The 22271-nt window shown below is 52.6% G+C and carries 19 protein-coding genes; 8 read left to right on the forward strand and 11 right to left on the reverse strand.

Going from position 1 to position 22271, the window contains the following annotated elements:
* Positions 1–118 precede the first annotated feature (118 nt).
* Entirely contained in the window at positions 119–490 is a 372-nt protein-coding gene (locus HNQ92_RS24920) for a hypothetical protein (RefSeq protein ID WP_184178556.1), read from the forward strand.
* A gap of 54 nt (positions 491–544) precedes the next feature.
* Here HNQ92_RS24920 and HNQ92_RS24925 read toward each other — a convergent pair whose 3' ends face one another.
* From HNQ92_RS24925 to HNQ92_RS24935, 3 genes are all read right to left on the reverse strand, one after another.
* A complete protein-coding gene (locus HNQ92_RS24925; RefSeq protein WP_184178558.1) occupies positions 545–3157 on the reverse strand; it encodes a DUF3857 domain-containing protein in 2613 nt (870 codons plus the stop codon).
* A 106-nt stretch (positions 3158–3263) separates the two neighbouring features.
* Positions 3264–4589, reverse strand: a complete 1326-nt coding sequence (locus HNQ92_RS24930) for a hypothetical protein (RefSeq protein WP_184178560.1) — start codon at positions 4587–4589, stop codon at positions 3264–3266.
* Between the two features lie 367 nt (positions 4590–4956).
* Positions 4957–6063 carry an imelysin family protein gene (locus HNQ92_RS24935; RefSeq protein ID WP_184178562.1) on the reverse strand — a complete coding sequence of 369 codons (1107 nt, stop codon included), beginning with the start codon at positions 6061–6063 and terminating at the stop codon, positions 4957–4959.
* A gap of 236 nt (positions 6064–6299) precedes the next feature.
* Here HNQ92_RS24935 and HNQ92_RS24940 point away from each other — a divergent pair, with 236 nt between their 5' ends.
* Positions 6300–6926, forward strand: coding sequence for a hypothetical protein (locus HNQ92_RS24940; protein ID WP_184178564.1), 627 nt, complete (start codon positions 6300–6302; stop codon positions 6924–6926).
* Between the two features lie 123 nt (positions 6927–7049).
* Here the strand turns inward: HNQ92_RS24940 and htpG are convergent, their stop codons facing one another.
* Entirely contained in the window at positions 7050–8873 is a 1824-nt protein-coding gene (gene htpG, locus HNQ92_RS24945) for a molecular chaperone HtpG (RefSeq protein WP_184178566.1), read from the reverse strand.
* A gap of 237 nt (positions 8874–9110) precedes the next feature.
* Between htpG and HNQ92_RS24950 the strand changes: the two genes are divergently transcribed.
* A complete protein-coding gene (locus HNQ92_RS24950; protein ID WP_184178568.1) occupies positions 9111–9662 on the forward strand; it encodes a hypothetical protein in 552 nt (183 codons plus the stop codon).
* A 78-nt stretch (positions 9663–9740) separates the two neighbouring features.
* On the opposite strand, the gene HNQ92_RS24955 is transcribed toward HNQ92_RS24950, so the two are convergent.
* On the reverse strand, positions 9741–10427 hold the full coding sequence (locus tag HNQ92_RS24955) for an MCP four helix bundle domain-containing protein (protein WP_184178570.1): 687 nt from the start codon (positions 10425–10427) through the stop codon (positions 9741–9743).
* Between the two features lie 111 nt (positions 10428–10538).
* The gene (locus HNQ92_RS24960) at positions 10539–11330 is read right to left on the reverse strand and encodes an SDR family oxidoreductase (RefSeq protein WP_221307540.1); all 792 of its coding nucleotides are present in this window, start codon (positions 11328–11330) and stop codon (positions 10539–10541) included.
* 301 nt (positions 11331–11631) lie between these two features.
* Here HNQ92_RS24960 and HNQ92_RS24965 point away from each other — a divergent pair, with 301 nt between their 5' ends.
* The 3 genes from HNQ92_RS24965 (at position 11632) to HNQ92_RS24975 (ending at position 13606) form a co-directional block, all read left to right on the forward strand.
* Positions 11632–12072, forward strand: a complete 441-nt coding sequence (locus HNQ92_RS24965; RefSeq protein ID WP_184178571.1) for a hypothetical protein — start codon at positions 11632–11634, stop codon at positions 12070–12072.
* 11 nt (positions 12073–12083) lie between these two features.
* Positions 12084–12563 carry a hypothetical protein gene (locus HNQ92_RS24970; RefSeq protein ID WP_184178573.1) on the forward strand — a complete coding sequence of 160 codons (480 nt, stop codon included), beginning with the start codon at positions 12084–12086 and terminating at the stop codon, positions 12561–12563.
* Between the two features lie 119 nt (positions 12564–12682).
* Positions 12683–13606 (forward strand): sugar phosphate isomerase/epimerase family protein, encoded by a 924-nt coding sequence (locus HNQ92_RS24975; RefSeq protein WP_184178575.1) that lies wholly within the window; start codon positions 12683–12685, stop codon positions 13604–13606.
* A gap of 93 nt (positions 13607–13699) precedes the next feature.
* On the opposite strand, the gene HNQ92_RS24980 is transcribed toward HNQ92_RS24975, so the two are convergent.
* Positions 13700–14863 carry a baeRF7 domain-containing protein gene (locus tag HNQ92_RS24980; protein WP_184178577.1) on the reverse strand — a complete coding sequence of 388 codons (1164 nt, stop codon included), beginning with the start codon at positions 14861–14863 and terminating at the stop codon, positions 13700–13702.
* A gap of 264 nt (positions 14864–15127) precedes the next feature.
* On the opposite strand from HNQ92_RS24980, the gene HNQ92_RS24985 reads away from it, so the two are divergent.
* Positions 15128–15439, forward strand: coding sequence for an HPF/RaiA family ribosome-associated protein (locus HNQ92_RS24985; RefSeq protein ID WP_184178579.1), 312 nt, complete (start codon positions 15128–15130; stop codon positions 15437–15439).
* 158 nt (positions 15440–15597) lie between these two features.
* Here HNQ92_RS24985 and HNQ92_RS24990 read toward each other — a convergent pair whose 3' ends face one another.
* Entirely contained in the window at positions 15598–17145 is a 1548-nt protein-coding gene (locus HNQ92_RS24990; protein WP_184178581.1) for a SulP family inorganic anion transporter, read from the reverse strand.
* A gap of 642 nt (positions 17146–17787) precedes the next feature.
* On the opposite strand from HNQ92_RS24990, the gene HNQ92_RS24995 reads away from it, so the two are divergent.
* On the forward strand, positions 17788–18123 hold the full coding sequence (locus HNQ92_RS24995; protein WP_246440808.1) for an Hsp20/alpha crystallin family protein: 336 nt from the start codon (positions 17788–17790) through the stop codon (positions 18121–18123).
* A gap of 60 nt (positions 18124–18183) precedes the next feature.
* On the opposite strand, the gene HNQ92_RS25000 is transcribed toward HNQ92_RS24995, so the two are convergent.
* The 3 genes from HNQ92_RS25000 to HNQ92_RS25010 form a co-directional block, all read right to left on the reverse strand.
* Positions 18184–19746 carry a serine hydrolase domain-containing protein gene (locus HNQ92_RS25000; protein ID WP_184178585.1) on the reverse strand — a complete coding sequence of 521 codons (1563 nt, stop codon included), beginning with the start codon at positions 19744–19746 and terminating at the stop codon, positions 18184–18186.
* Between the two features lie 115 nt (positions 19747–19861).
* Entirely contained in the window at positions 19862–21691 is a 1830-nt protein-coding gene (locus HNQ92_RS25005) for a M64 family metallopeptidase (RefSeq protein WP_184178587.1), read from the reverse strand.
* Positions 21688–22185: a hypothetical protein gene (locus tag HNQ92_RS25010; protein WP_184178589.1), complete on the reverse strand. Its 498-nt coding sequence runs from the start codon at positions 22183–22185 to the stop codon at positions 21688–21690. Before HNQ92_RS25010 ends, HNQ92_RS25005 begins: the two co-directional genes overlap by 4 nt.
* Positions 22186–22271 lie beyond the last annotated feature (86 nt).

The following is a 22271-nucleotide window of genomic DNA, read 5'->3' on the forward strand; positions in this document are numbered from 1 at the left end:
TACCTTTCGCGGCTGGCTTCGGCCCGCCTGGCGAAAGGTACTTTTATTTTAAGGTACTTTACAACCAATGGCGGGCTTGGGGAATCTTTACTCCAATAAATAAAGCCCGACCCGGACCATGAAGAATACGACCATTTTGCTGCTACTGCTCAGCCTGCTTTTTGCCTGCCGAAAAGACGACCCCGCCGCCGAGCTGAGCGTCTGCGGCGTGAAAGACCCTGCCCGTAACCTACCCTGGCTACGGGATATCATCAAGGAGGCTAAGCGGAAAAACGAAGAGAACATCACGACCATCTCGCTGGTGGAGGTGCGGGGCCAGCCGATCATTAACTACTACGTAAGCTATCTGTCGTGCATTGGCTGCTTGAGCTACTACTGCGACGGCTCCCGGGTGGACCTAAGTACCTTCACCCAGGCGGAACTCCGCGACTACCAGGATAACCTCTGGACGGAGTCGGGCAAAAGGGTAGTGCTGTGGCCTCGGAAGTAGAGAAGAGGTACTTGAAAGGGGTACCTTTAGGCAGCGACGAAAGTAGCCTTTTCTCTATTCCAGCGTTTGCATCACTTCCGGGTCTTTGCTGGTGTCGGCGGTGCGAATGTGGCCGTAGGGACGCACAAACGTCTTTTTTACCCGACTGGATTTGTACAGGTAAGGTACCCATACGGCCGCGTACACAAACTGCCGGAAGATTTCGTATTGGGATTGCTGGATACTAGCCTCTACGTAAGTCCGAAAAAAGCCGTTGCTGATACCCGTGGTCACAAAAAGGAAAAACAAACTGGCACAGATGGTAATGGAGAATATACGCGGAAAGGAATCGCGCTTTTTAAAATAAAGAATAATAAGCAGGATTGAAATGCAAAACAACAGGATGTTGAAAAGTACCTCAAACACCAGCATTGTTCTGAAGGCCAGTATTTTAAAAGAGTTATCTCCGGCGAAGTAATTCCAGCCCGATGCGGTAAAATAAGCACTGGTATTGCTCAGAAGTGGCGTTAGCACCAGGAGTGGTTTGACCACCAGGCCGATACCCAGCACAATCAACCAGCCCCCGAGGGAGGTACTTTTGGCCACGGCGAGGCCCCCTCCTGGCGAATATTTATACAGCCAGAAGCTTAGCCAAGTACCTCCCGCCAAGGCCAATAGCGCAAACAGGATCATGCCGAAATTCGGGTCGCCGACCGGCGTAGATCCCGGAGGAGTTAGTTCGTATTCCAGATTAGTGACCAGCCGTTCTATGTCTTTTTTTAGCTGGGCTACCTGCTCCACGGGTACGTGATCCTGCCGGGTTTGGTATTCGTAGGAAAGTACCCAGTTGTTTTCCTCAGCCACCCACCTGGATTTAAAACGGATCACGTAGGCGTCCCGTTCGATCTCCCATTGGTCTTCGGGTACGTTCCAGGGGCCCGGCGTATGTACCTGAATGGTGTACTGCATGTGGTAGGGGTACTTTAAGGCTACCGCCGCGGTACGCGGGCGGTTGGGCAGGTGCACGAGCTGGTCGTACAGCATTTTTCCGAGAATCGAAAAGACATAGGTCTGCCGGGTACTATCGTACTGCCATCCGTTGGTCATTTGGTAGCGTTCCACCAGCGAAAAGTTGTTGGCCTCGCGCTGGTCGTAGTATTCCAGGGAGTCCAGTAGTTCAAAGTCGGCGTGTTTGTAGGTATCGCGGTAGTAGTTGAGGTAGTTGTTTTCGGTTTCTGAAATATTGCTTTGCTGGAAGGTATCGCGGATATCATCCGCTTCCGAGTCGAAATAAACGGTCTTGACCGAAAATAGCCCTTTACCCGCCGGGTCCGTGGGGGCAGGCAGGGTAATTTCTTCCTGCACGGTTACGTAGCCGGGGTTTTGCGGCGGAATGGCGATCAGGCTGGTTTGGCCTTTTTTCAGGAGCAGCCCGGCCCCGTAGGGAGGCATATAAAATTTATTGGCCGTACCGCCCTGCAACGAGTAGGTGCCGTCCACAAAAGCGTAGCGGTCTTTTGCCAGCTCCATCCGAACCACCACGTGGTTGAAGTTCGTGGGCGCGGGAAGGTAGTCTTGCAGTCGTGCTTTTTTGTAGGTATCCACCAGTACCGGATCGCACGCGATGTCGTTGGCGCGCAGGAAGGCGCAAAGGAGCAGGGCTTTGTCTTTGCAGTCGCCGTAGCGCTGGGCAAATACCTCGTCGGGGCGGTGGGGGCGGTGCGAGTTTTCGCCGGTTTCGAGGCCCAGGTACCTGATCTCGTCCTGCACAAAGTGTACCGCCTGCTCGATGTACGCAAGCCGACTTCCGTTGGCTTGTTTTTTCCAGGCTTCGGTTTTAGCTTTCAACGCTCCACTAAGCGCCGCGTACTGGTAGAAATGCAGCCCCCAGTCCACGACCTCTTGCCAGCTGCCGTACTCACTGACCTGCACAAAGGGGTACTGGGTGGCCCATGACGGGGTGTAGTCTTCGTAGGGGGTACTTTTGATATTCTTTAAATCCCATTCATAGATGGTCGTGGGGCCTGCTGGCCGGACGCTCTTAGCCGGGGGACGATTGAAGTCTTTGAAATGTAGCTTCCGGTCTTGGGGGGCCAAGATAGCATAGTGAATATGCGGGATGTAGTCGTAGGCCGAAAAGGTGAAATTTTCGGAATATTTATTTTGAAAAACGGAGTTCCAGCCGGTAGTAGAGTACATATACTCAATGCGGTCGCCCTTACGGACATCCTTCAGGATCACCGAAGCCGAATGGTAGCCATTGTAGAGGAAGCGTTGCCGGTCGGTTTCGAGGGGAAGTACCTTAAAATCGGAAGCTTTCAGGTGCGAAATAGCCTTGCCGTCCCGCCAGATGATAATGGCGTGGAAATCAACGCGCTCGTAGGTAGGATCAAAAACCACCGAAATCTCTGAGCCGTTCTGGACCCCGCTCTCGGAAGCGATCTGCCGGATGAAGCGTTGGTAGGTCGTTTGCCGGTCGAGGTTGACCTGCCGATCGATAAAAGCTACGTAGTACCCATCCGAAAAATCTTTGGAGGAGGGAGCCTTGCCACCGGGTGAAACCGGAATGACCCAGGCGGGAGCGGGCTGAATACCCACAGAAGCAGCGGCCAGGAGCTTGAAGGTACCTACATAAAGAAGCAGCCAAAGCAGCCCCAGCGCTTTAACGGAGGTAGCGGTATGGATCAACGGAATTCTTTGGGGTTTACGTAATTATATACCTCATAAATGTAGGAAAAATGGAATAACCTACCGGCTTCTACGCCCATTTTTTTTCTGCTGCCAGGTACCTGGGCTACGGGATCCGTATTTCACGCCAATAGGGAGGGCCTTCGGCTTTTACCTGACCTTGTTCATCTAGCGCCTGTAGGACGATTCTATACCTTCCCGATTGTATGTCGCTCGGAATAGTAGCGTACTCAAAACCTGGATATGAATTAATGGTATAGAGAACGGCCGGTGCATAATACACCTGGGAAGAATTTTGGACCGATGTAAGCTTGAAGCGGGCTCTTGGTTCATACCCACTTGCTATAAGAATGACCTTGCTACCTCTTTGGATCGTAATGGGTCCACGGATAGAGCACTCGCTTAGGTTGTTGTCGCCAAACATAGTCACTTCAAACGGCACTAAGGGTTTTGACCTAAGATGCACGAGTATACACGTCTGATCCTTTACAGGGCCGGTGCTCGTTATCCGGAGTAGGTAGTGACCGTAGGATAGGGTAGAAGGTGTTTTAAGTTTGCACCAGCGACCGTAGGGGTCACATTCTACTTCAGGTACTTCTATGACCCGGTCGGTAGAATCGACCATAGACAGGGCGATAGTGCCCGGAAGAAGATTCAGACCCTGAACGATGAGCTCATCGCCGGGCTGTAGGCGTTTATATTCCGTATTAGTTATAGAAAAAACCTGGATAAGTCCTTGCTTCAAGACAACCGGCTGCGGTATGTGAATCGTGGTACCTTCGGCGCTAGTAAATGCGACCTTATAGGTGCCAGGCAGCAAGTCTCTGATGTAACTTGTATTGATACCTATGTGGTTAAGCGCGCCACGATCGCCTTTATGGGCTATGAATGAATTTGGATAGTTCTCGTTAATTTCTGCCGAAATGATTTCCCCGCTGGCTTGGTTGGTGAAGGTTACTTTTTGGGGAAGCGGATTCGCGTATAGGTTTAGCATTGGAATGTATAATCTATCTCGGGATAGCAAGTGCTCCAGAGGAGCACTCAGGGGCGCGGCGGCCAGGGGTGCAGTAGGGAGCGTCTCGACCTTATAGACCGTAATAGCAGGGGCATCTGGGTTTGTACGGTACCCTACCTCAATGGTCTCGCAACCCTTACAATAGCCAACAAAAGAATTATCCCATTCCTTGGGGAGTAGTTGGGCGTTGTAGGTTAGGGTAGCTTCCGGGGTACGATGGGCAGAAAGCGTGGGGGGAAGCGTAACGGTAATACGCAGGTTCTTCTGGTCTATTTTTACGTTTTCGGCGGGTATTCCCGGAAACGTGATCGCTTTAATGCGGGGTTTGCCATCGGCAATGGGATCTACGGGCTTACAGCTAGCCAATAAAGCCATCAACAGCAGCCCGAGGAGGTACTTGGTGCAGAAATGACGCATACGGGTGGATGGGTGAGGTGGTTGGATACAATAGCCTAAACGTACCTACCTTTGGCTAAAAAAGCTAATTTTTTGACCCTAAAATGCAAATGGCTTTTGCTTAGGTTTTGGTCCTGTCATTTTATTGATCAGGGTTTTCTTATCAAAGAATAGTAACCCTGAAAGGGTGTCATGATTATAGAACTAATAGGAATTCAAGCCAGACAGAACCCCGTATGGGGTGACACCATGCACGACTGCCACCCCATACGGGGTTTCGATCGAGGCATTTTGAATACAGCTATAAGCCTATCATGCCTTCGGCATTTTTATAAGAATGACCTATTTTATTGATTGAAAACGTAGGAAGACGTAGCTCTAAGAAAGGTTAAATAGGTAGACGAAGGTACTTTACCATGTCCACTTTTAGTAAAGTTTCCAGCTCTTCAAGATCCTTGTACAGGCTATTTACTGTGGCGGGGTTCAAAACAAGTAAATGCTTTAAAGGAAGACGAATAGGTTCAATTTTATAATCAATACTTTGGAAGCGAGCATTGATAGCGTCACCAAGTAGTTGGTCGCCGGTTTTGGCAGCCATTTTATCTAATAAGTCACGAAGGCCTGGTGCTCCGCCCTGGCTTGGCGACGGTACGCCGTAAAAAATCTTAGAAGCCCCTTTTAGTTCGGCCTGGAGTAGCGCCACTGATTCTAGGCTGTATTTGGCATCCACTAAGTCGGGCTGTACTTGGCCGTTGTGGTTAGCACCTAGCGGAGCGCCAAGCCTTTCTTCTTTCAGAACCGTGACTGCGCGAATGAATTGCGCGGTGATGAGACTCAGGGAAGAGTTTTGATCCATGCCGTCGGCCGAAATAAAGCGGGATATGGCATCCCCTCCGCCCGAGCTCCATTGGTACATGGAGGTAGTGGCCCGTTCTTGCAAATGAGCACTCAGTAATTTTAAATAGGCGAGCCGCCTACTGCCGGTCGTTGGGGAGGTGAATGACGCTATGATTGGAGCTAAATCCGTGGCCGTTGGGTCAAACAATAAATATTCTAGGGCCACGATACCTTTATGGGTAGGGTTGAGCGTTTCAAAATAAGCGGCGTCGATTTCCGCTCCATTTTGGGAGATAACACGCTCTAAGGCCGTGGGATTGATTGGCGTGTATACATCGGTAGGAATGTATGAAGGAGCAGAAGGGCCTAAGCCAAACAGGGCTATTTCTTTCCAGGCAATGGCCATTCGTAGCCAGGCTTCCCGTAGGGCATTGAGCTTTTGGGGGCTGGTAGGGTCTAAGGCATAGGCATCAACGTACTGATTGAAACCTCGGGCCGTAATCTGGAATTCGAGCAGCCCGCTGGAAATGTTGGTGTACCCGATACTATTAAGTACCCTTTGACGATCAGAGCGAGAAAATGGTTCCGGATCTACATTTTTGGAACAGGACGTAAGTGTCAACACACTCAACCAAAAGAATATAAGTCTGTAAACCATGGCTCAAAAGTACAGGTAGGTGGATAATGCGGTTAGCTGATAGGATTTAGAACTGAGTTCTTCTTAGCAAGAGATTTCTATTTTTCTAACGCGTGGTTCATTGCCAGGATTATATACATTATTGTCATTTTTTAATTTCCATAGTCAGGCGAGTCGTATCCTGTTTCTAATAAACCAGTTATTTTACTTTCATGGCCCTTTTTAGTAGGTAGGTTTAATTCTAAAAAAGATTCGTTATGAAAACCATTTTTGCCATACCATTATGCCTGATAGCCTTGCTGATGCTGGGATGCCGTAAGGACAAAGAAAAGGTGGAACCCCAAGCAGAAAACCCTGGTTCAGAGTCGGTCGAGCGGCTGGGGCGGCCGGGCCCCGGTTATTCGTGGCTACTCGAAACAACGGATCAAAACAATCCCTCCGAATTCAAAATTGTACCCAACACCGTTTACCGCCATTTTTTTCTCAAAGCATCAAAGAACTACCTTAGGTCCGTTACGCTCAAGATTACAAAACGAGAAGCATCGAATGTGGACCCTACGTTCAGGATTTACGGCAGAGCTTACCAGTGCTTGAAGATATCCCCCTCATCCCAGGAACCTACCAATAGCTACCAACCCGTGGTATTTACGGTATACGATCTGAAAGAAGGCGGGAAAGGCTATAGCGGCTATGAATGGACACCTTCGCTATCTACCAGCCCCGTAGGAACGACGGCCACCTTTACCTTTAATGTGTACCTGGAAGATGAACAATGCGTAGAAGGCAACGTGTGGGCATCCATGTGGTGGCCCGTGAGAGTCTATAGCGAGAATAGTTACTGGGACGGGGATAATCTCTATTTTGTCAAAAATAAGTCACTATAAAGGAAAGTACCTTGAGGTGATGAAATGTGATGTAAACTTATCCAAAGTACCCTGCTCAACACAAAAAATCCCCGGCGCTCACACCGGGGATTTTTTGGTTATTGATTCGCCTGAAGTACCTGCTTAAAGTACCTCGACCGTACGCTGGATAAACTGCGTCAGGTCCTGGCCGTTGAGCATTCCTTGGGAAAGCAGCGCCAGGTCGTAGATCTGCTTGGCCAGGGCTTTCTGGGCGTCGTCGTCCAGGGAGGCTAGCTTGCTGGTGAGCGGGTGGTTGGCATTGACCGACACCGTGTACATCAGCGGCATGTTGCCAAACATGCTGCGCTGGCCCGAAGTAGCCTGCATGTCGGTCATGCGGCGCATAAACTCGGGGAAGGTAATCACCACCGGCAGCTCGTCGGCGGGCATAGGCTCTACCACCACGCTGGTACCGGCACCGGCTACGACCGCTTCAAAAAGTTTCTTTACTTTCTCTTCGTCGTCTTTGGAAAGCACGCTCTCCAGCTTCACGTCCTTCTCGATGAGCTTGTCTACCGTATCGGCGTCGACGCGCTTCACGGTGGTCTTTTCCAGCTTTTGTTCCAAAGTACCTATGAAGTGGCTGTCGATGACCGAGTCGAGTACCAGGATGTCGTAGCTGCGCTTGCGGGCCGACTGCACAAAGCCGTCCTGCTTCTGGGTGTCGGTGGTGTAGAGCCATACCAGGTTGCCGTCCTTGTCGGTTTGGGTAGCCTGGGTGGCTTCGCGGTACTCTTCAAAGGTAAAGTACTTGCCTTCGGTATTTTTCAGGAGGCAGAAATCCTTCGCCTTGTCGTAGAATTTATCTTCGCTGATGATCCCGTACTTCACGAAAAGCCCGATGTCGTCAAACTTCTTCTCGAAGCCTTCGCGGTCGTTGCGGAAAATCTCCGACAATTTGTCGGCTACCTTGCGGGTAATGTACCCGTTGATCTTCTTCACGTTGCCGTCGGCCTGCAGGTAGCTCCGCGACACGTTGAGCGGAATATCCGGCGAGTCGATGACGCCGTGCAGCAGCTGCAGGAAGTCCGGCACGATGTCCTTCACCTCGTCGGTAATAAACACCTGCCGGCTGTAAAGTTGAATTTTCTCGCGCTGGACCTGGAAGTCGTTCTTCAGCTTAGGGAAGTAAAGTACCCCCGTGAGGTTGAAGGGGTAGTCTACGTTGAGGTGAATCCAGAAAAGTGGATCTTCGCTAAACGGATGCAGTTCTTTATAAAAAGCCAGGTAATCTTCATCCTTCAGGTCGGCGGGATTCTTGGTCCAGATCGGGTTGGGATTGTTGATGATTTTGTCCTCAAACTCAATCTCCACGGGCAGAAACTTGCCGTACTTTTCCAGAATACCGCGCAGACGGGAAGCGCTCAAAAACTCCTCCGAGTCGGGCGCAATGTGCAGGATAATGTCCGAACCGCGCTCGGCTTTCTCGGCGGTCGTGATCTCAAACTCCGTGGAGCCGTCGCAGATCCAGCGTACGGGCTCGGCCCCTTCCTGGTAGGAGCGGGTCACAATCTCGACTTTCTCCGCCACCATGTAGGCCGAGTAGAAGCCCAGCCCGAAGTGCCCGATGATTCCCTTGTCACCGCCTTTATCTTTGTACTTTTCTACGAATTCCTCCGCGCCCGAAAAAGCGATCTGGTTGATGTACTTCTTGATCTCGTCGGCGGTCATCCCGATGCCCCGGTCACTGACGGTTATGGTTTTGGCGGTTTCGTCCAGCTTCACGCTCACTTTCAGCTCTCCCAGTTCTCCCCCAAATTCTCCGTAAGAAGCCAGCTGTTTCAGCTTTTGCGTGGCATCAACGGCATTCGAGACCAGCTCCCGCAGGAAAATCTCGTGGTCGGAATAGAGGAACTTCTTGATGATCGGAAAAATGTTTTCCGTGTGGATGCTGAGATTACCTTTCTCTTGTACCACTGATTCCATGTCTGTTCGGTTTTTAGGATTATTTTTTAGAAAATGATTTTCACTCTGCAATACCGCGTAAAAAATCACGTTCCAATAGGAAATCAGGGGGCAGCGCTGACAGAATGACAGCCAGAAGGTACCTATCTTGGGTTAGCGCTGGGTTCGGCGAGGCTTTTTTAGTAATATTGCGGCACGTACTTTTATCAAAATTTATATCTCATTTTTTTTGACCCATACCCATTTCTGTCTGATACCATGATGTTGATCAAACGAATCATTACCGGGGTAGTTTTACTGGCGGGCCTTTCGGCCTGCGCTCCCAGTACCGTACCTTTTACCAATTTTACCGTCTTTACCGAAGAGCTCCGCCGGGATCTGGAAGGGGCGGGCATTGCGTTGGATAAGGTGCAGTTCTACAACGACAAGCCCATCACCATCAAGCGCGAGGGCGTAAATCCCAACGACATCAACGTGAGCTCGGAAGGGAAAATCAGCATTCAGAACGGCAAATCCGTGCAGACCATCAACGTGCGGCCTTTTACGCCGGGTGTGGTGCTGGGCACCGGTGCCGGTACCATGAACGTATCCTGGGATGACACCCAGCAGGACGAGCGCGGCATGCGCTTCAACCTCAACGGCAACCAGTACTACATCTCTACCACCGAAGACGCCAAGATTGACTACAAAGGGTACCTCTTCGACGTACAGAGCGGCATCGGGAGCCGGTTGTTTGTGAGCAAGGACATTCTGAACCAGATCAACCGCAAGAACGAGACCCTCAAAGGCAGAAGGGTAGGCGGCCAGTAACAAAGTACCTGCGTAGGTACTTTACACAAAAAAAACCGAACGGCACCGTTCGGTTTTTTTTGTGGGCTTACAAATCAATTAATTGAGATGAAAAGGCTGGCTACTGTGCTTCGGGAGAATGCGGGAGCTCCGGATAATCCCCAACAGCATGATCCCGACCACGATGGACAACGCCACCTGGAGCGACGTCATCAGGGCCATGTTGGCCATTTCGCTCTCGGACTCGTTCATCAGCTCCTGCCCGATGGTCGATTGCAGCTGGGTCAACTCGTTGAGGTTGGTAATGGCCTGCTGAAACAGCAAGGTACCTTGCTGCTCAAAAAGCGCCACGCTGGCGGCCTGGTCGCCGACGGCGCTCAGGCGCAGGATGTGGTCTTCCAGTAGCTGGTACTCTTGCAGGTAGTTTTTAAAGGTAAGCAGGCTCTTCGACTCCTGAGCTACCAGGTGGGTTTTTTCAAAAGCACCCACCAGCGAGTCGATGGTGAGGTTGTGGTGGCCAAGCTGTTGACGGATCTGGCCGGGCGTACCGTGGCCCTCCAGCAGCAGATGTTGCTCCAGCAGGAGCCGCTTGCGGTACATGTGCTCGGTGAGGTACACGAAGTCGATGGCGGGCATGAGGCGATCCTGGTAAATCGACGCAAACGATCTATGGATGTCGCGTAGGTTGTGTTGCGAGTGCAAGGTACTTACCATGATCAGTACCATGACGCTTCCCAGCAGCAGCGCCGCTTTCATTTTTTGCTGGATAAGATAAGACCACTTCATTCGCTAAGGCTAAAAGGTACATAAAAGGGGTATATGCGTTGGCGCGCCCGGTACACAGGAGCGTAGGGTACTTCTACTACTACTCTAGAACGAAGTGGGGTACTTTATCTTTCACTCCAGCATATGCCGGGTACGAAAGGGGGCCAGGGCGAAGCGGGAAACGATTTTTCCCTTGGTCAGCCAGGCAATATGGCTTCCGTTGGTGTGGTCGTTCAGGATCTGATCGACCAGCCAGGGGCTCACGGTTTCCACTTTATCAGCTAATATATTGACTATTTTGCGGGTCTTGGCCCAAGCGGCTGAAGTTTTGTCGTAGTCGCCCGTGAGCAGGTCCGTAACCACCATGCCCGGCGAGATACTCCCCACCCGCACGGGGGTACTTTTCACCTCCCGGATCAGGCCGTCTGTCAGGTACTTGAGGGCGTATTTGGTACTTCCATAAAGCGCAAAGCCAGGTACCTTCATGCCGTTGCTGCCCAGGCCGAGTAGGTTGTAGAGCTGCCCGTGGCCCTGCGCCACCAGGTACTCCAGGGCTACGCGGCTTCCCAGCAAGGTACCTTTCAGGTTGGTATCGGCCACGGCTTCGAGGGTAGCCGCGTCGAGCTGCCACAAAGGCCGGGCCGGGTGGCTCAGCCCGGCGTTGTTGATCCAGATGTCGATGCGCCCAAAGGTACTTAGCGCGTGCTCGCGCAGGGCCAGCAGGTCTGCGTACTGAGTCACGTCGGCCACCACACCCGTTACGGAGGTACTACCAAAGGTACCTTGCAGGAGCTCCGTGGCTGGCCCTACCGACGCCGCGCTGCGGCTGCTGATGCATACCCGGCAGCCGCGCTTCAGAAAAGCCTCCGCGAGCCCCCGGCCTATACCGCGGCTAGAGCCGGTAATAACGATTGTCTTCATCATGAACGAACCGGGTGAAATCCTAAACGCCAAGAATAAAGGTGCCCGGCTCAGGGGTACTTTATTTCGTGCGGGCCTGAGCAAGGTACCCTTTTTAAAAATCATTGCAAAAAGAAGTAGAAGTAATGGGCTGGTACTTTTATATTTGTTGCTGGAACTGATGACAAAGTGACTTGATTGGCATCGGCAAAAGGGCTAGCACAAACTCAACAATCTTTCTGGCGCTCATCCGCTTTATTTCAAAAATGGAGTGTATACGTTACAAAATACTATTCAGGTTAACCATCCATAGCCTATGAGTGAAATGAAACGATTAGATACTAGCGCTCCCAAGCAGTCGCTTTCCTCCAACGAGCAGCTTGCCTTGTACGATCGTTACGGATCCCTAGCGTATGGAATTATCCTGCAAATAATTCCCCAGACCCACTTGGCCCAGGAAGTATTGGTAGAGCTTTTTGCTTCCAGGTACCTACAGGCCTGCTCGGGGCAGACCACCAACCTGGCTACCTGCATCGTGAGGCTGGCGCGGGCCCGGGCGCTGGAAGCCAAAGCCCAGCAACTTCCCCTGGATGCCCATTCTGAGGAGCCCACCCCGCTCCAGCCGGAAGATATGCCTGAGCTTGTTTTCGATCTGGCGTTTCGCCAGGGCTACGCCCCCGATACCATCGCGGAGCAGCTCCAGATACCCAAAGCAGAGGTCATGAAGGGTTTTCATGACTACTTTAAGTCATTACGCCAACCTTAACGATTTTACCCTTGAACACGTACCAATATATAACCAGCGGAATTCTGGAAACATATTTGTTGGGATTGGCTTCCGAGGAAGAAAAGCAGGAGGTGGAACGACTTGCTGCTGCTAACGCGGAAATTTCGGCGGCCCTGAGCTCGCTGGAATCGGAGATCGAAAGGTACTTTCTACAAACGGCCGTACCGCCGCCAACGGATATTCGGGAAACTATAGCCCGCGAGGCGCAGGGGAGCGCGATCCAGAAAAGAGGCACCAACGGCCAGCAACGGCGCCCACCGGAAGAGCCCAAGGGGCCGGAGTACCATAAGGTAGAGGTAAGTGACACCCACATCCGGGTACATAAGCTCTGGCGCGTGGCTTTTCTGGTTGTATTTATCTTGTCCAAGGTCTTTTTAGCGCTGGCTTTATATTACTACTTCAAGTCGGCCGCCCTGGAGCAGGAGGTGATCCGGCTCAAAACCGAAATCACCCAGATGGCTCCCCGCTAAACTACCCTCTTGCGAGGGGGATCTGCGTTTTTCTGGGTCCGCTACGTTAGAATGCGGGCCGTCGTGCCTTTGGCTTGAGTGTATCTAATTTCTACTACCTCCCATCAATCACCTTCTGTATGAATCGTCGTCAAGTACTAGCAGGCCTTTCGGCTGCCGCCGGTGCAGGTCTAGTGCCCCAACGGGCCCTCGCTACTACCTCCAAGCCTTCCGCTTCGTTTAAGTACTGCCTCAACATGAGTACCTTGCGGGGCCACAAGCTAGGGTTTATGAAAGAGATAGAGGTTGCCTCCAAAGCGGGGTACCCGTCGGTAGAGATTTGGATCAATAGCCTGGAAGACTACCTCAAAAACGGAGGTACCCTGGCCGAGGCGCGGCGGCACCTCAAGGACTCGGGCGTGCAGGTAGAAGACGCCATCGGTTTTGCGCAGTGGATCGTCAACGACGACAGCGTGCGCACCAAAGCCCTGGACCAGCTCAAACGAGAGATGGACATGCTGGCCGAAGTAGGCTGCAAACGGATCGCGGCCCCGCCCATGGGCGCCACCCAGGGCGAATACCTGGACCTGCGGGCCGCCGCCGAGCGCTACCGCGCCATCCTGGAGCTGGGCGACCAAACGGGCGTAGTGCCGCACCTGGAGCTGTGGGGCTTTTCCAAAAACCTAAGTACCCTCGGGGAGATATTGTTTGTAGCTACTCAAAGCGGGCACCCGTCGGCGCGGCTACTCATGGATGTCTACCACTTGTACAAAGGAGGCTCGGGGCTGGAAAGTGTGGCCTGGGTAGGGAAGCCCTACATCGAGGTATTTCACGTCAATGATTATCCTGCCACTCCCGCCCGCGACAAGATCGTCGATGCTGATCGGGTGTACATGGGTGACGGGGTAGCTCCGTTTGGTCCACTACTAAAGACTCTAAAAAATCCTGAGCGGCCCGTTATCCTATCGCTGGAAGTATTCAACCCTACTTACTACGCCCAGGACGCCCTGCTCGTAGCCAAAACCGGCCTGGCCAAAATGAAAAAGGTGACGGAGGGAATCTGAGCCCAGTAGATCCAGTAGATAAGGTACCTGTTAAAAAAAAGTCGGGAAGAAACAGCAGTTCCTTCCCGACTTTACTATAGTTGGGCTGCCCTGTTAAAGGACCACCGGATTGCGGAAAACGGCCACTACCACGCTGTCGCCAGCGGGCATTTCGTCCGCGTTGCAGAGGTATACTTCTCCTTTCATCAGTACCGTCTGGACGGCCGCCTCCGTCAGGAGGTCGGTATTGCCGGGAGCTGAGTCCTGCTCGGTATGCAGCTGGTAGTTTTCGGCGTCGTACTGTCCCCAAAGTACCGCGTCGCGGCGTAAGAACAGCGTCTCCACTTGTCCGGTCAGCGCGGCCAACACGGTTTTTTCGGTATCGGAAGCCGCCATATCACCCGACTTCAGGTTATGGTACTTTTGCTCGGCCTGGGTTTGCTTTTCCTGAAAGTGAGGCATCATAAGCTCCTTGGCTTCCTGGTGCAGTTTCTGGCCATCTTTGGGACCAAAACTACCCGTAATGGATTCCTCACTAATTTTATTATAATGGGTAGTCTTCCGGTACCTGGGGGGCAGGTATTCTACCCCCGCCAGTACCACCGGGATCTGATCCTCCTTAAAGATTTTATCCAGTTCCTGGCTTAGCATGTAAAAATACTGCTCGATGTCGGTCTTGTCGCGGTCCGTAACCCCGTGGCCGTGGAAAATGCCTCCGGCGGCACCTACGCCACTCTGATGCTGCAAGGACTCCTGCTTCTCCACGTACTGGAGGTAGTCGTCGATGGAGGTCGGTACGTTTTCGGGAAGCTCTACCTCTGAACAATTGTATTGGTTGGCTTTATACAGCCGTACGTCCTCGAGGTTCAGGTTCAGGATATAATACTGCTCGTTGCCGTGTAGTAAGGGGAGCATCGGGCGTAGGCGGTAACTGTGGCCAATGTACAGCTCGGGGCTTTCGATCGGAAGTGGTAGCTGAAAGTACTGCGATTCGCCGGGACTCAGAAAAAACGCCAGCATGTCCTGGCCATACTGCCAGAAGGTATTGTCTGCTAGTAGATCATAACCTGGGTGGAGGTACTCCTTGGCCTCGGCCTCGCTCATACCGTACTGCTGCGCTAGCTGCGCCTCGGCGTCCTGGAGTTGATTCTTGAAATGAATTTTATCCTGCTGGTAGTTGTCGGTAGACTGCCGCCGCGTAGGAGAAAATATCGTGACGCTACGGGGTTCTTTTTTGCCAGCTAGTTCATTGAGTTGGTTTATCGTGAATGCTTCCATAGTACGTTATAAAAATTAGTTGATACTGAACGTAAAAGCTTACCAGGATCGGCAAGCAATTTGCAGGTACCTTACTGATAAGATTGTTCCAAATAGACTAAATAGGCCTCAGAAAGTGACCATAAGTGCTGATTCAGGACTATTTACCGTACGTGAAGAAGGAAGAGGAAGGCATACGCATGCGGACAAAATACCCCGTTTGAGGAATATAATCGCTCATAGGCCAGGTACCTGTAAGCATGCATTACTTAAACACATATAGCCATGAACACCATTGAAAAATTAAACAACATCAAGCTGGACGTCGAGACGGAAGGAACGGAGCCCAGCACGGAAGTGCTGAGTAAGGTCCGGTTGGAGCTGAAAAAACTCATGCACCTGTACGGAAATATTGTGGGCGTGAACGTCTACCTAAAGCAAGTACCCCAGCAAGAGAAAAATGCAAAATGGGTGCGATGGAGGGTAGGAATACCCGGCAGAGATATTTTTGCCGAAGCCAGCTCCTCTACCTGGGTAAGCGCCATCTCGCAGGCCAGTGACCAAATAAGCGTTCAACTTCTCAACCGCTACCGGTAGGCTACCCTAGGAGTACGGGGATCTCATCCTCTAGGCTTTTTTTAAATAAAGCTCAAGGGCCTGTTAGCCGGATTTTGACGCAAGTAATTTTATCAGAACTAAATGTATGAAACTACCAGTCAGGGGAGCTCAAGAGCTCCCCTGACTGGTAAAAAGAATTAGGACGTTACCGGAAGCTGATCGGTAGCTACGTTGTAGTGTGGATCTTCGTAGTAGTTTACTTCAATGATCGCCGAGGCTTTCTCCAGGAGCTTATGGCAATCCGGGCTCAGGTGCAACAAACGAACCGTCTTCCCTACCTTTGCGTAACGCTCCGTGATCTTGTGCAACGCTTCAATGGCCGAATGATCCACCACGCGAGATTCCTTAAAATCTATTATTACTTGATCGGGGTCGCTCAGGATCTCAAACTTTTCGTTAAAGGCCGCAATCGAGCCAAAGAACAACGGGCCGTAGATTTGGTAATGCTTGGCACCGTTTGCATCAATATGCTTGCGGGCCCGAATGCGCTTGGCGTTTTCCCAGGCAAAGGCCAGGGCTGAAATCACCACGCCGATCAAAACGGCCACGGCCAGGTTGTGGAAAAGCACCGTGACGCCCGCTACCAGGACCATCACGATCACGTCGGTAGTAGGTACTTTGCGGATTATCTTCAGGCTAGCCCACTCAAAGGTACCTATCGCGACCATGAACATCAGCCCCACCAGCGCCGCCATAGGTACCTGCTCGATCAGGGGCGCCCCTACCAGCACGAACGAAATCAAACCCACGGCTGCAACAATGCCCGAAAGCCGAAACCGGCCGCCGGAGCTCACGTTGATGATGCTTTGCCCAATCATGGCGCAACCGCCCATGCCGCCAAAGAAGCCCGTCGTAATGTTGGCGATCCCCTGCGCCAGCGCTTCTTGGTTGCTGTTGCCGCGCGTTTCGGTCATTTCGTCGATGACCGTCAGCGTGAGCAGGCTCTCAATCAGCCCCACCATGGCCATAATGAGCGAGTAAGGAAAAATAATGGCGAACGTCTCGTAGGTAAGCGGTACCAAAGGCAGGTGGAACTCGGGCAGGCCACCGGCAATGGAAGCAATGTCGCCCACGGTTCGGGTGGGAATCTGGAAGAAAATAATAAAGGCCGATACCACCACCAGCGCTACCAGCGAAGACGGAACGGCCTTGGTAAGCTTGGGTAGGAAATGGATGATGGCCATCGTGAGCAGGGCAAACCCAGCCATGATCCAGAGCGGGGTACCCGTGAGCCAGGTTTCGGTACCTTGGGCATTGATGGTCTTAAACTGCGCCAACTGCGCCATCGCAATTACGATGGCGAGGCCATTGACAAAGCCAAACATGACGGGATGCGGAACCAGCCGGATAAACTTGCCCAACTTAAGCACGCCCACGGCAATCTGGATCAGGCCCATCAGTACCACGGCCGCAAAGAGGTACTCTACGCCGTGCCGGGCCACGAGGCTCACGACCACCACGGCTACGGCTCCCGTAGCACCGGAAATCATACCAGGCCGACCGCCGATCAGGGCCGTAATGAGACCGATGATAAAAGCGGAGTACAAGCCTATCAACGGACTCACGTTCGCAATGAGTGAAAAGGCCACGGCTTCGGGTACCAGCGCCAGGGCTACCGTGAGGCCCGAAAGAATTTCATTTTTGGGATTGAACCCATTAGCTCTGAGTTTATTAAAAAGGGTCATTACGAAGCTATGAAATAGGAGCGATTGAAAAAAAGCCAATAGGATAGTACCCTACCGAACCGGGAAGGCAATGACTGGGGCGTAAAGTGCCCAACTAAAACGAGAGCAGAAACTCAGGGGGGAGTAAGCAACGGAAGTGCGATGGGGTTGGTCATATCTATGGCCACAAAAATAGTATTTTTTATAGTTATGCCAATGCTTATATGGTACTTTTTTAATTTCAAAAAGTATATAAAACTATAATATAAATTATTTTAGAGAGAGTATAAAGGTTGAGGGTACTTTTGAGCTAGGTTGATGATGAATTGAAATAAAACAAGAATATAGTTAGTTTCATACAACCCGTTAATCAACCTTAACGCTGGCTGGGGAAGTGATAAAGCCGTTGGCCCATCGAGCTTTTCTTGGAATAAGAGGGGGAAGCAAGCGCCAAAATGGCGGCTATTTAGAAGGTAGGTGGTAATTTTGGCAGGTACTTTTTATCTGAGCCAAGTGGTATGGAGTTTTTAAATCTATAAACTATTATATATAGAATTGAAACTATATATAGAATTGAAACGACCTACCGCTATGAAAAAGCCACTGAATATACCCACTGAGGTATTAATGAATATAGATTTTATTAATACTGTAAACGGAGGCATGAGCGAGCCCTCCCTCCAGATCGAAGGCCGGGAAGAAGGCTATGAGATTATGGTAAAAGCCCCCGGCATTGAGGCAGAGGAGCTACAGGTAGAAATCATCAAGGACAAGCTCATGATCTACCACCTGCTGCCGATCTTTGTGCAAGAGGAAGAGGCTAAAGACGAGCTTCGTTCCATCCGCTTCATTAGCCGGATGACCATCCCCAACGACGTAGATTTAGAAAATATTTCGGCGCGCTATGATGAGATTTTGCGCCACCTAACGCTTTTCTTGCCATATAATCACTTACACGAAGGCTTCCACCGCAAGGTGGACATTGAACGCTGGAAGTAAGGATTTATATAGCAGTAAAAAGGTTGATACCCCGGAGCCCCTTGGCACCGGGGTATTTTTTTAGTGCGGTTCGGGGTACTCCAGGTACTTATGGAAGTTGGTTTCGGCGTCTGAACGGCCGTTTCGGGCCGGAGCGCGGGCTTCGGTGTAAGCCCACAGCACAAACGAAACGATGTCCAGGTAGCGCTCTGACCGCAGCGGGAAGAGGTGGTCGCCGTCGCGCAGGGCGTTGGTAAAAAGGACCACCGTGACGTCGTTGGGGCATTTCATCCAGAGGCTCCTGAAGCCTTTGGCCTTCACCCCGCCCGACCGGATGTACCACCAGCCGTCGTGGTAGCTGAAGCGCCCGTAGGGCGTGATGGTACTGTAGGTACCGTAGCCTTTGGTCAGGATGGAGTCTTTCATGGCTTGGGTCAACAGCGATTCGTCGGGCGTGGAAAACGCCTGCGCGTAGAGCCGACCGGCCTCCTGAGCCGATAAATAAAAACCATAGGCCCCGACCGTGGCCTCAAAACTACCCGGATTGAAACCAAAGGTACCTGAGTAGGGATAGTCGTAGCCGAGCGTAGGCCGCTGGGGCGAATTGGTGAGTAGGTGTTGGGCCGGAATGCCCGCTTTGGTAAAAAAGGTACTTTGGAGGTAGCTGAGGTACATTTGCTGCGTGGCAGCTTCGTCGGTGTCGTCCTGGCCCGTGAAAGTATAGCCCAGCAGGCTCGGGATCAGTACCCGGAACAAGCCAAAGTTGACGTTCTGGTAGCAGTAGTTGCCGTGGTTGCTTTCTTTTATTCCTTTCTCCGTCAGGCTTTTCAGGCCCGACCACACGTTCTCTACGTAGGAGCCGTTGGTACAGTGGTCGGCAAAGCCCGTGATGCCGCTCCGGTGCGTGAGCAGGTCCCGGAAGGTAATGCGGTTCAGGTTGGGGCCTTTGGGCCAGGTGGGGGGGAGGTAGTTCAGGATGGGGTCAGTCGCCTTGATGTTTTTCTGCGCCGCCAGCCGGAAAAAGGCCATCGCCGTGATGGTTTTGGTCATACTGGCAATCTGCATCTTGGAGTCGATCGTGGCCGGAATGGCTCCCGCAGCTTCCACCGCCCGCGACTGAAAACCCCCGCCCGACGAAGCCACCAAAGTACCTTTTTCATAGATAGCAAAGCTGTAGCCGAAGTCGCGGCCCCGGAGAGAGTCGGTAAGTACCTGGGCCAGCTTGGTCAGTACGCCCGAAGGGGTACTTTGGGTGCGAAAGGTCGTGACGGGCCCGTAGAAAGTACCCCTTGGACTTTCCACGAAGATCCGGACGTGGTAGGTGGTGTTGGGCAGCAGGTCCACGAGCAGGTGGTTGAACGGCAGCGGCAAGTCGCCCTTGGGGCGGCCCATGTCCAGCCGCTGGTCGGCCACGGTGGGGCTTTCGTGCTGGTCGGACCAGACAAAACCAAACTGCAGGATTTCTCCTTCGGTGAATTCCGTGAGTGTGGCCGTGACGATGGCCGCTACGTCCGTGACGTTACTAAGCTGCGTGGAGTCACGAAGTGTGGCGGGCGTTACGGGCTCCAAGTTTTTTTTACATTGGATAAAAAGGCCCGTCAGCAAGCCCAAAAGTACCAGGGAGCGGAGAAATGAGTTAAGCATAAACTAACGTTGATTCGGGATGTATTCCAGCCTGACCCACCCGCAGGGCCGGGGGTTGTAAAGTACCTAACGAAAAAAGCGACTCGATCGGTTTGGGGAGGTACTTTAAGGTACCTTACTTCGCCACCAGGAGTTTTCCCTGGCTTTCGTGTCCGGTATGCACTACTTTGTAAAAGTACAGGCCCGGCGGCAAGGTGTGGAGCGGGAGCTGGGTACTTTGGCTAAAGGTACGCGAGAGTACCAAGGTACCTCGGGCGTCGTACAGGGCGAAGTCCACTTCTCCCGATAATGTAGTGGTGAGGTCTATGTAGTTTTTGGCCGGATTGGGAAATACCCGCACCGCCTGGTTTTGCGGCGGCTCGGAGGCAAGCACGGGGTCAACGGTCAGCTTGGTCTGGGCCGTGCTGCTACAGCCGTCGGCATTGGTAACTTCCACCGTATACAAACCCGCGTGGTCTACCGTGGCGTTGGGTATGGTGGGATTTTGGTCAATAGAAACAAAGCGCATGGGGCCAAACCAGCGGTATGATTCGCCACCCGAGGCCTGCAGCTGGATGGTCTGCCCTTCCAAGTACGGGCCCGTGTGCGACGCCGTAGCGCTGGGCCGGGGCGCAACCCATACCGTGGCGGGGGTACTTTCGAGCGTTTGATTGCTGTGGGTACACACAAACCAGTAGGAGGTCGTTTGCGTGGGTGCTACCGTCAGGGTACTTGTGCTTTCTCCGGTCGACCAGCGGAGCGTACCGACGCAGCCCCAGGCCGTTAGGGTGGTGCTATCACCGGCACAAACCAGGGAATCGGCGGCGGTCGCGATGGGAATGGCCCTTTCAGTTTGCAGCCACCAGCTTACGGAATAGCTGCGCTGCTGCTGGCGCAGGTCTGCGCGGCTGAGGTAGGTAGAATCAAAAACGGTGGCGGTCAAGGTACCTTGTGCTTCGGGTAGTTGGTCGGCCGTCAGGCTTAGTAGTTCCTGGCCGTTTCCGAGCGGTTTGTCGTTGAATTTCCACTCCACTTGCAGGGAATTGGGCGCGGGCTTCAGCAGCTGTAGGCCAAAGCCAACGGGCTCCTGGGCCAATGGTACGGTAGCGCCCCGGGGCGGGTCTACCGCTTCGATCGGCTGAACGAGTGTCGTGATTCGCTCCACGGTTTTTTCCCGGCACACTTCACAAAAGGGGCTATGGAGCTGCTCCATGAGGCAGTTGTGCTGCGTAGGTTTGTACCACTGGCTCATTTCGCCGCCCTCCCCGTGGGCAAAAAGCCCTACCTTATTGTAGCCCATCCAATTTTTCCAGCGTACGGTGGCAGGCTGGTTGTTGCGGGTCATGTTGGCATTTTCGCGGGCGTAAACGCTGCCCGCCCAGTACTCGTCCGACAGACCCGCAAAGGTATGCCCGATCTCGTGCAGCGCAATGGGAAGCGCCTGCTCGTGTAGCGTATACACGGCCAAACTACCCCCCGAACCGCCGTACCAGGTACTATTCACAATCATGATCACCAGGTCGTAGCTGGGGAGGTTGGTGGCCAGTACGTTGGCGTAGGCCGTGTAGTTTTGGATCGTGACGAGGCGGTGGATGCCGCTCCCAAACGTGGCCCCAAAGTAGGTGTTTTTGGTCGCAACGGGCTGCTCCGGGTAGGCGTCGGGGGCGGTGCCGGGATTGGTTGCACCGCTCTCGGGCGAAGGGGTGGGGATCGCAAAAAAATTGAAGTAGTTCTGGTAGTGGTTGTAGGGGTGGTAGTTCAGGAAGGTATCCATGAATTTTCGGGCCTCGCCCAAAAAAGCGGGTAGCTCACTTTGTGTAAAGCCGTCGCCCAGGATCACCACGTTGATGCGGTTGTCGAGCGGGCCGGTTTTCTGGAGCGTATCGACCGGGAATTTCTGGGCCCAAACCGGCGTACACAGCAGCAGGTACGAACCGAGCAGGCAAAGCGTAAAACGTTTTATCATGGCTTGATGCGTAATGTATGGATTTTTCGGGTACCCCGCTCGGGGGTATGGCTAAACAGCTCCAGCCGCACGAGGTGCGAATCGTACGCAAGCCGTAAGTTAAGCATCCCTTCGCTGCTGCTTAGCTCCCGGCGGCTCAGGGTTCCGTCTTCCGAAGGTACCTCCACCGAGCGGTAAAGTGGGTGCTCGTAGGTTTCTTCCCGTGGCGCGCGCTGGTCGTCGTAGTGGTAGAGTACCCGGAGGTAGTTTTGGTTGTGAACGGGCGTGGATAAATTCTTCATAGTACCCTGGCCCGCGATGGCGTTGGTCAGCGTCACCTGCTCAGCCGAGGTGACTCCGGCGGGCTGCGTAATGGTGAAATTCAGGAAAAGCAACTGCTGAGCCGAGCCGGGCTGGTAGTTAGGTACTTGGCTGAATACCAGTTGGTCGCGGCCGCTGCTGCAGCTGGTCAGCAGGCCGCCCAGTAAGACCAGTAGTAGGTAAGGGTACTTCATGCGCCAGGGTAGTTTGGGTGTGGGTTTATTATAAAACGAAAATACAGACTTTGAGCGAGCGCATCCTGTTTTTTTCGTGAATGGTA

The sequence above is a fragment of the Rhabdobacter roseus genome, assembly GCF_014202275.1.
In the GTDB taxonomy this organism is placed as follows: Bacteria; Bacteroidota; Bacteroidia; order Cytophagales; family Spirosomataceae; genus Rhabdobacter; species Rhabdobacter roseus.

Bases quoted from the DNA above. Each gene is read 5' to 3' on its own strand.
- HNQ92_RS24965 (WP_184178571.1), top strand. From the start codon at position 11,632: ATGAAACGATTAGATACTAGCGCTCCCAAGCAGTCGCTTTCCTCCAAC.
- HNQ92_RS24980 (WP_184178577.1), bottom strand. From the start codon at position 14,863: ATGGAAGCATTCACGATAAACCAACTCAATGAACTAGCTGGCAAAAAA.
- htpG (WP_184178566.1), bottom strand. From the start codon at position 8,873: ATGGAATCAGTGGTACAAGAGAAAGGTAATCTCAGCATCCACACGGAA.
- HNQ92_RS24930 (WP_184178560.1), bottom strand. From the start codon at position 4,589: ATGCGTCATTTCTGCACCAAGTACCTCCTCGGGCTGCTGTTGATGGCT.
- HNQ92_RS24920 (WP_184178556.1), top strand. From the start codon at position 119: ATGAAGAATACGACCATTTTGCTGCTACTGCTCAGCCTGCTTTTTGCC.
- HNQ92_RS24975 (WP_184178575.1), top strand. From the start codon at position 12,683: ATGAATCGTCGTCAAGTACTAGCAGGCCTTTCGGCTGCCGCCGGTGCA.
- HNQ92_RS24985 (WP_184178579.1), top strand. From the start codon at position 15,128: ATGAACACCATTGAAAAATTAAACAACATCAAGCTGGACGTCGAGACG.
- HNQ92_RS24990 (WP_184178581.1), bottom strand. From the start codon at position 17,145: ATGACCCTTTTTAATAAACTCAGAGCTAATGGGTTCAATCCCAAAAAT.
- HNQ92_RS25010 (WP_184178589.1), bottom strand. From the start codon at position 22,185: ATGAAGTACCCTTACCTACTACTGGTCTTACTGGGCGGCCTGCTGACC.
- HNQ92_RS24955 (WP_184178570.1), bottom strand. From the start codon at position 10,427: ATGAAGTGGTCTTATCTTATCCAGCAAAAAATGAAAGCGGCGCTGCTG.
- HNQ92_RS24960 (WP_221307540.1), bottom strand. From the start codon at position 11,330: ATGATGAAGACAATCGTTATTACCGGCTCTAGCCGCGGTATAGGCCGG.
- HNQ92_RS25000 (WP_184178585.1), bottom strand. From the start codon at position 19,746: ATGCTTAACTCATTTCTCCGCTCCCTGGTACTTTTGGGCTTGCTGACG.
- HNQ92_RS25005 (WP_184178587.1), bottom strand. From the start codon at position 21,691: ATGATAAAACGTTTTACGCTTTGCCTGCTCGGTTCGTACCTGCTGCTG.
- HNQ92_RS24935 (WP_184178562.1), bottom strand. From the start codon at position 6,063: ATGGTTTACAGACTTATATTCTTTTGGTTGAGTGTGTTGACACTTACG.
- HNQ92_RS24995 (WP_246440808.1), top strand. From the start codon at position 17,788: ATGAGCGAGCCCTCCCTCCAGATCGAAGGCCGGGAAGAAGGCTATGAG.
- HNQ92_RS24940 (WP_184178564.1), top strand. From the start codon at position 6,300: ATGAAAACCATTTTTGCCATACCATTATGCCTGATAGCCTTGCTGATG.
- HNQ92_RS24950 (WP_184178568.1), top strand. From the start codon at position 9,111: ATGATGTTGATCAAACGAATCATTACCGGGGTAGTTTTACTGGCGGGC.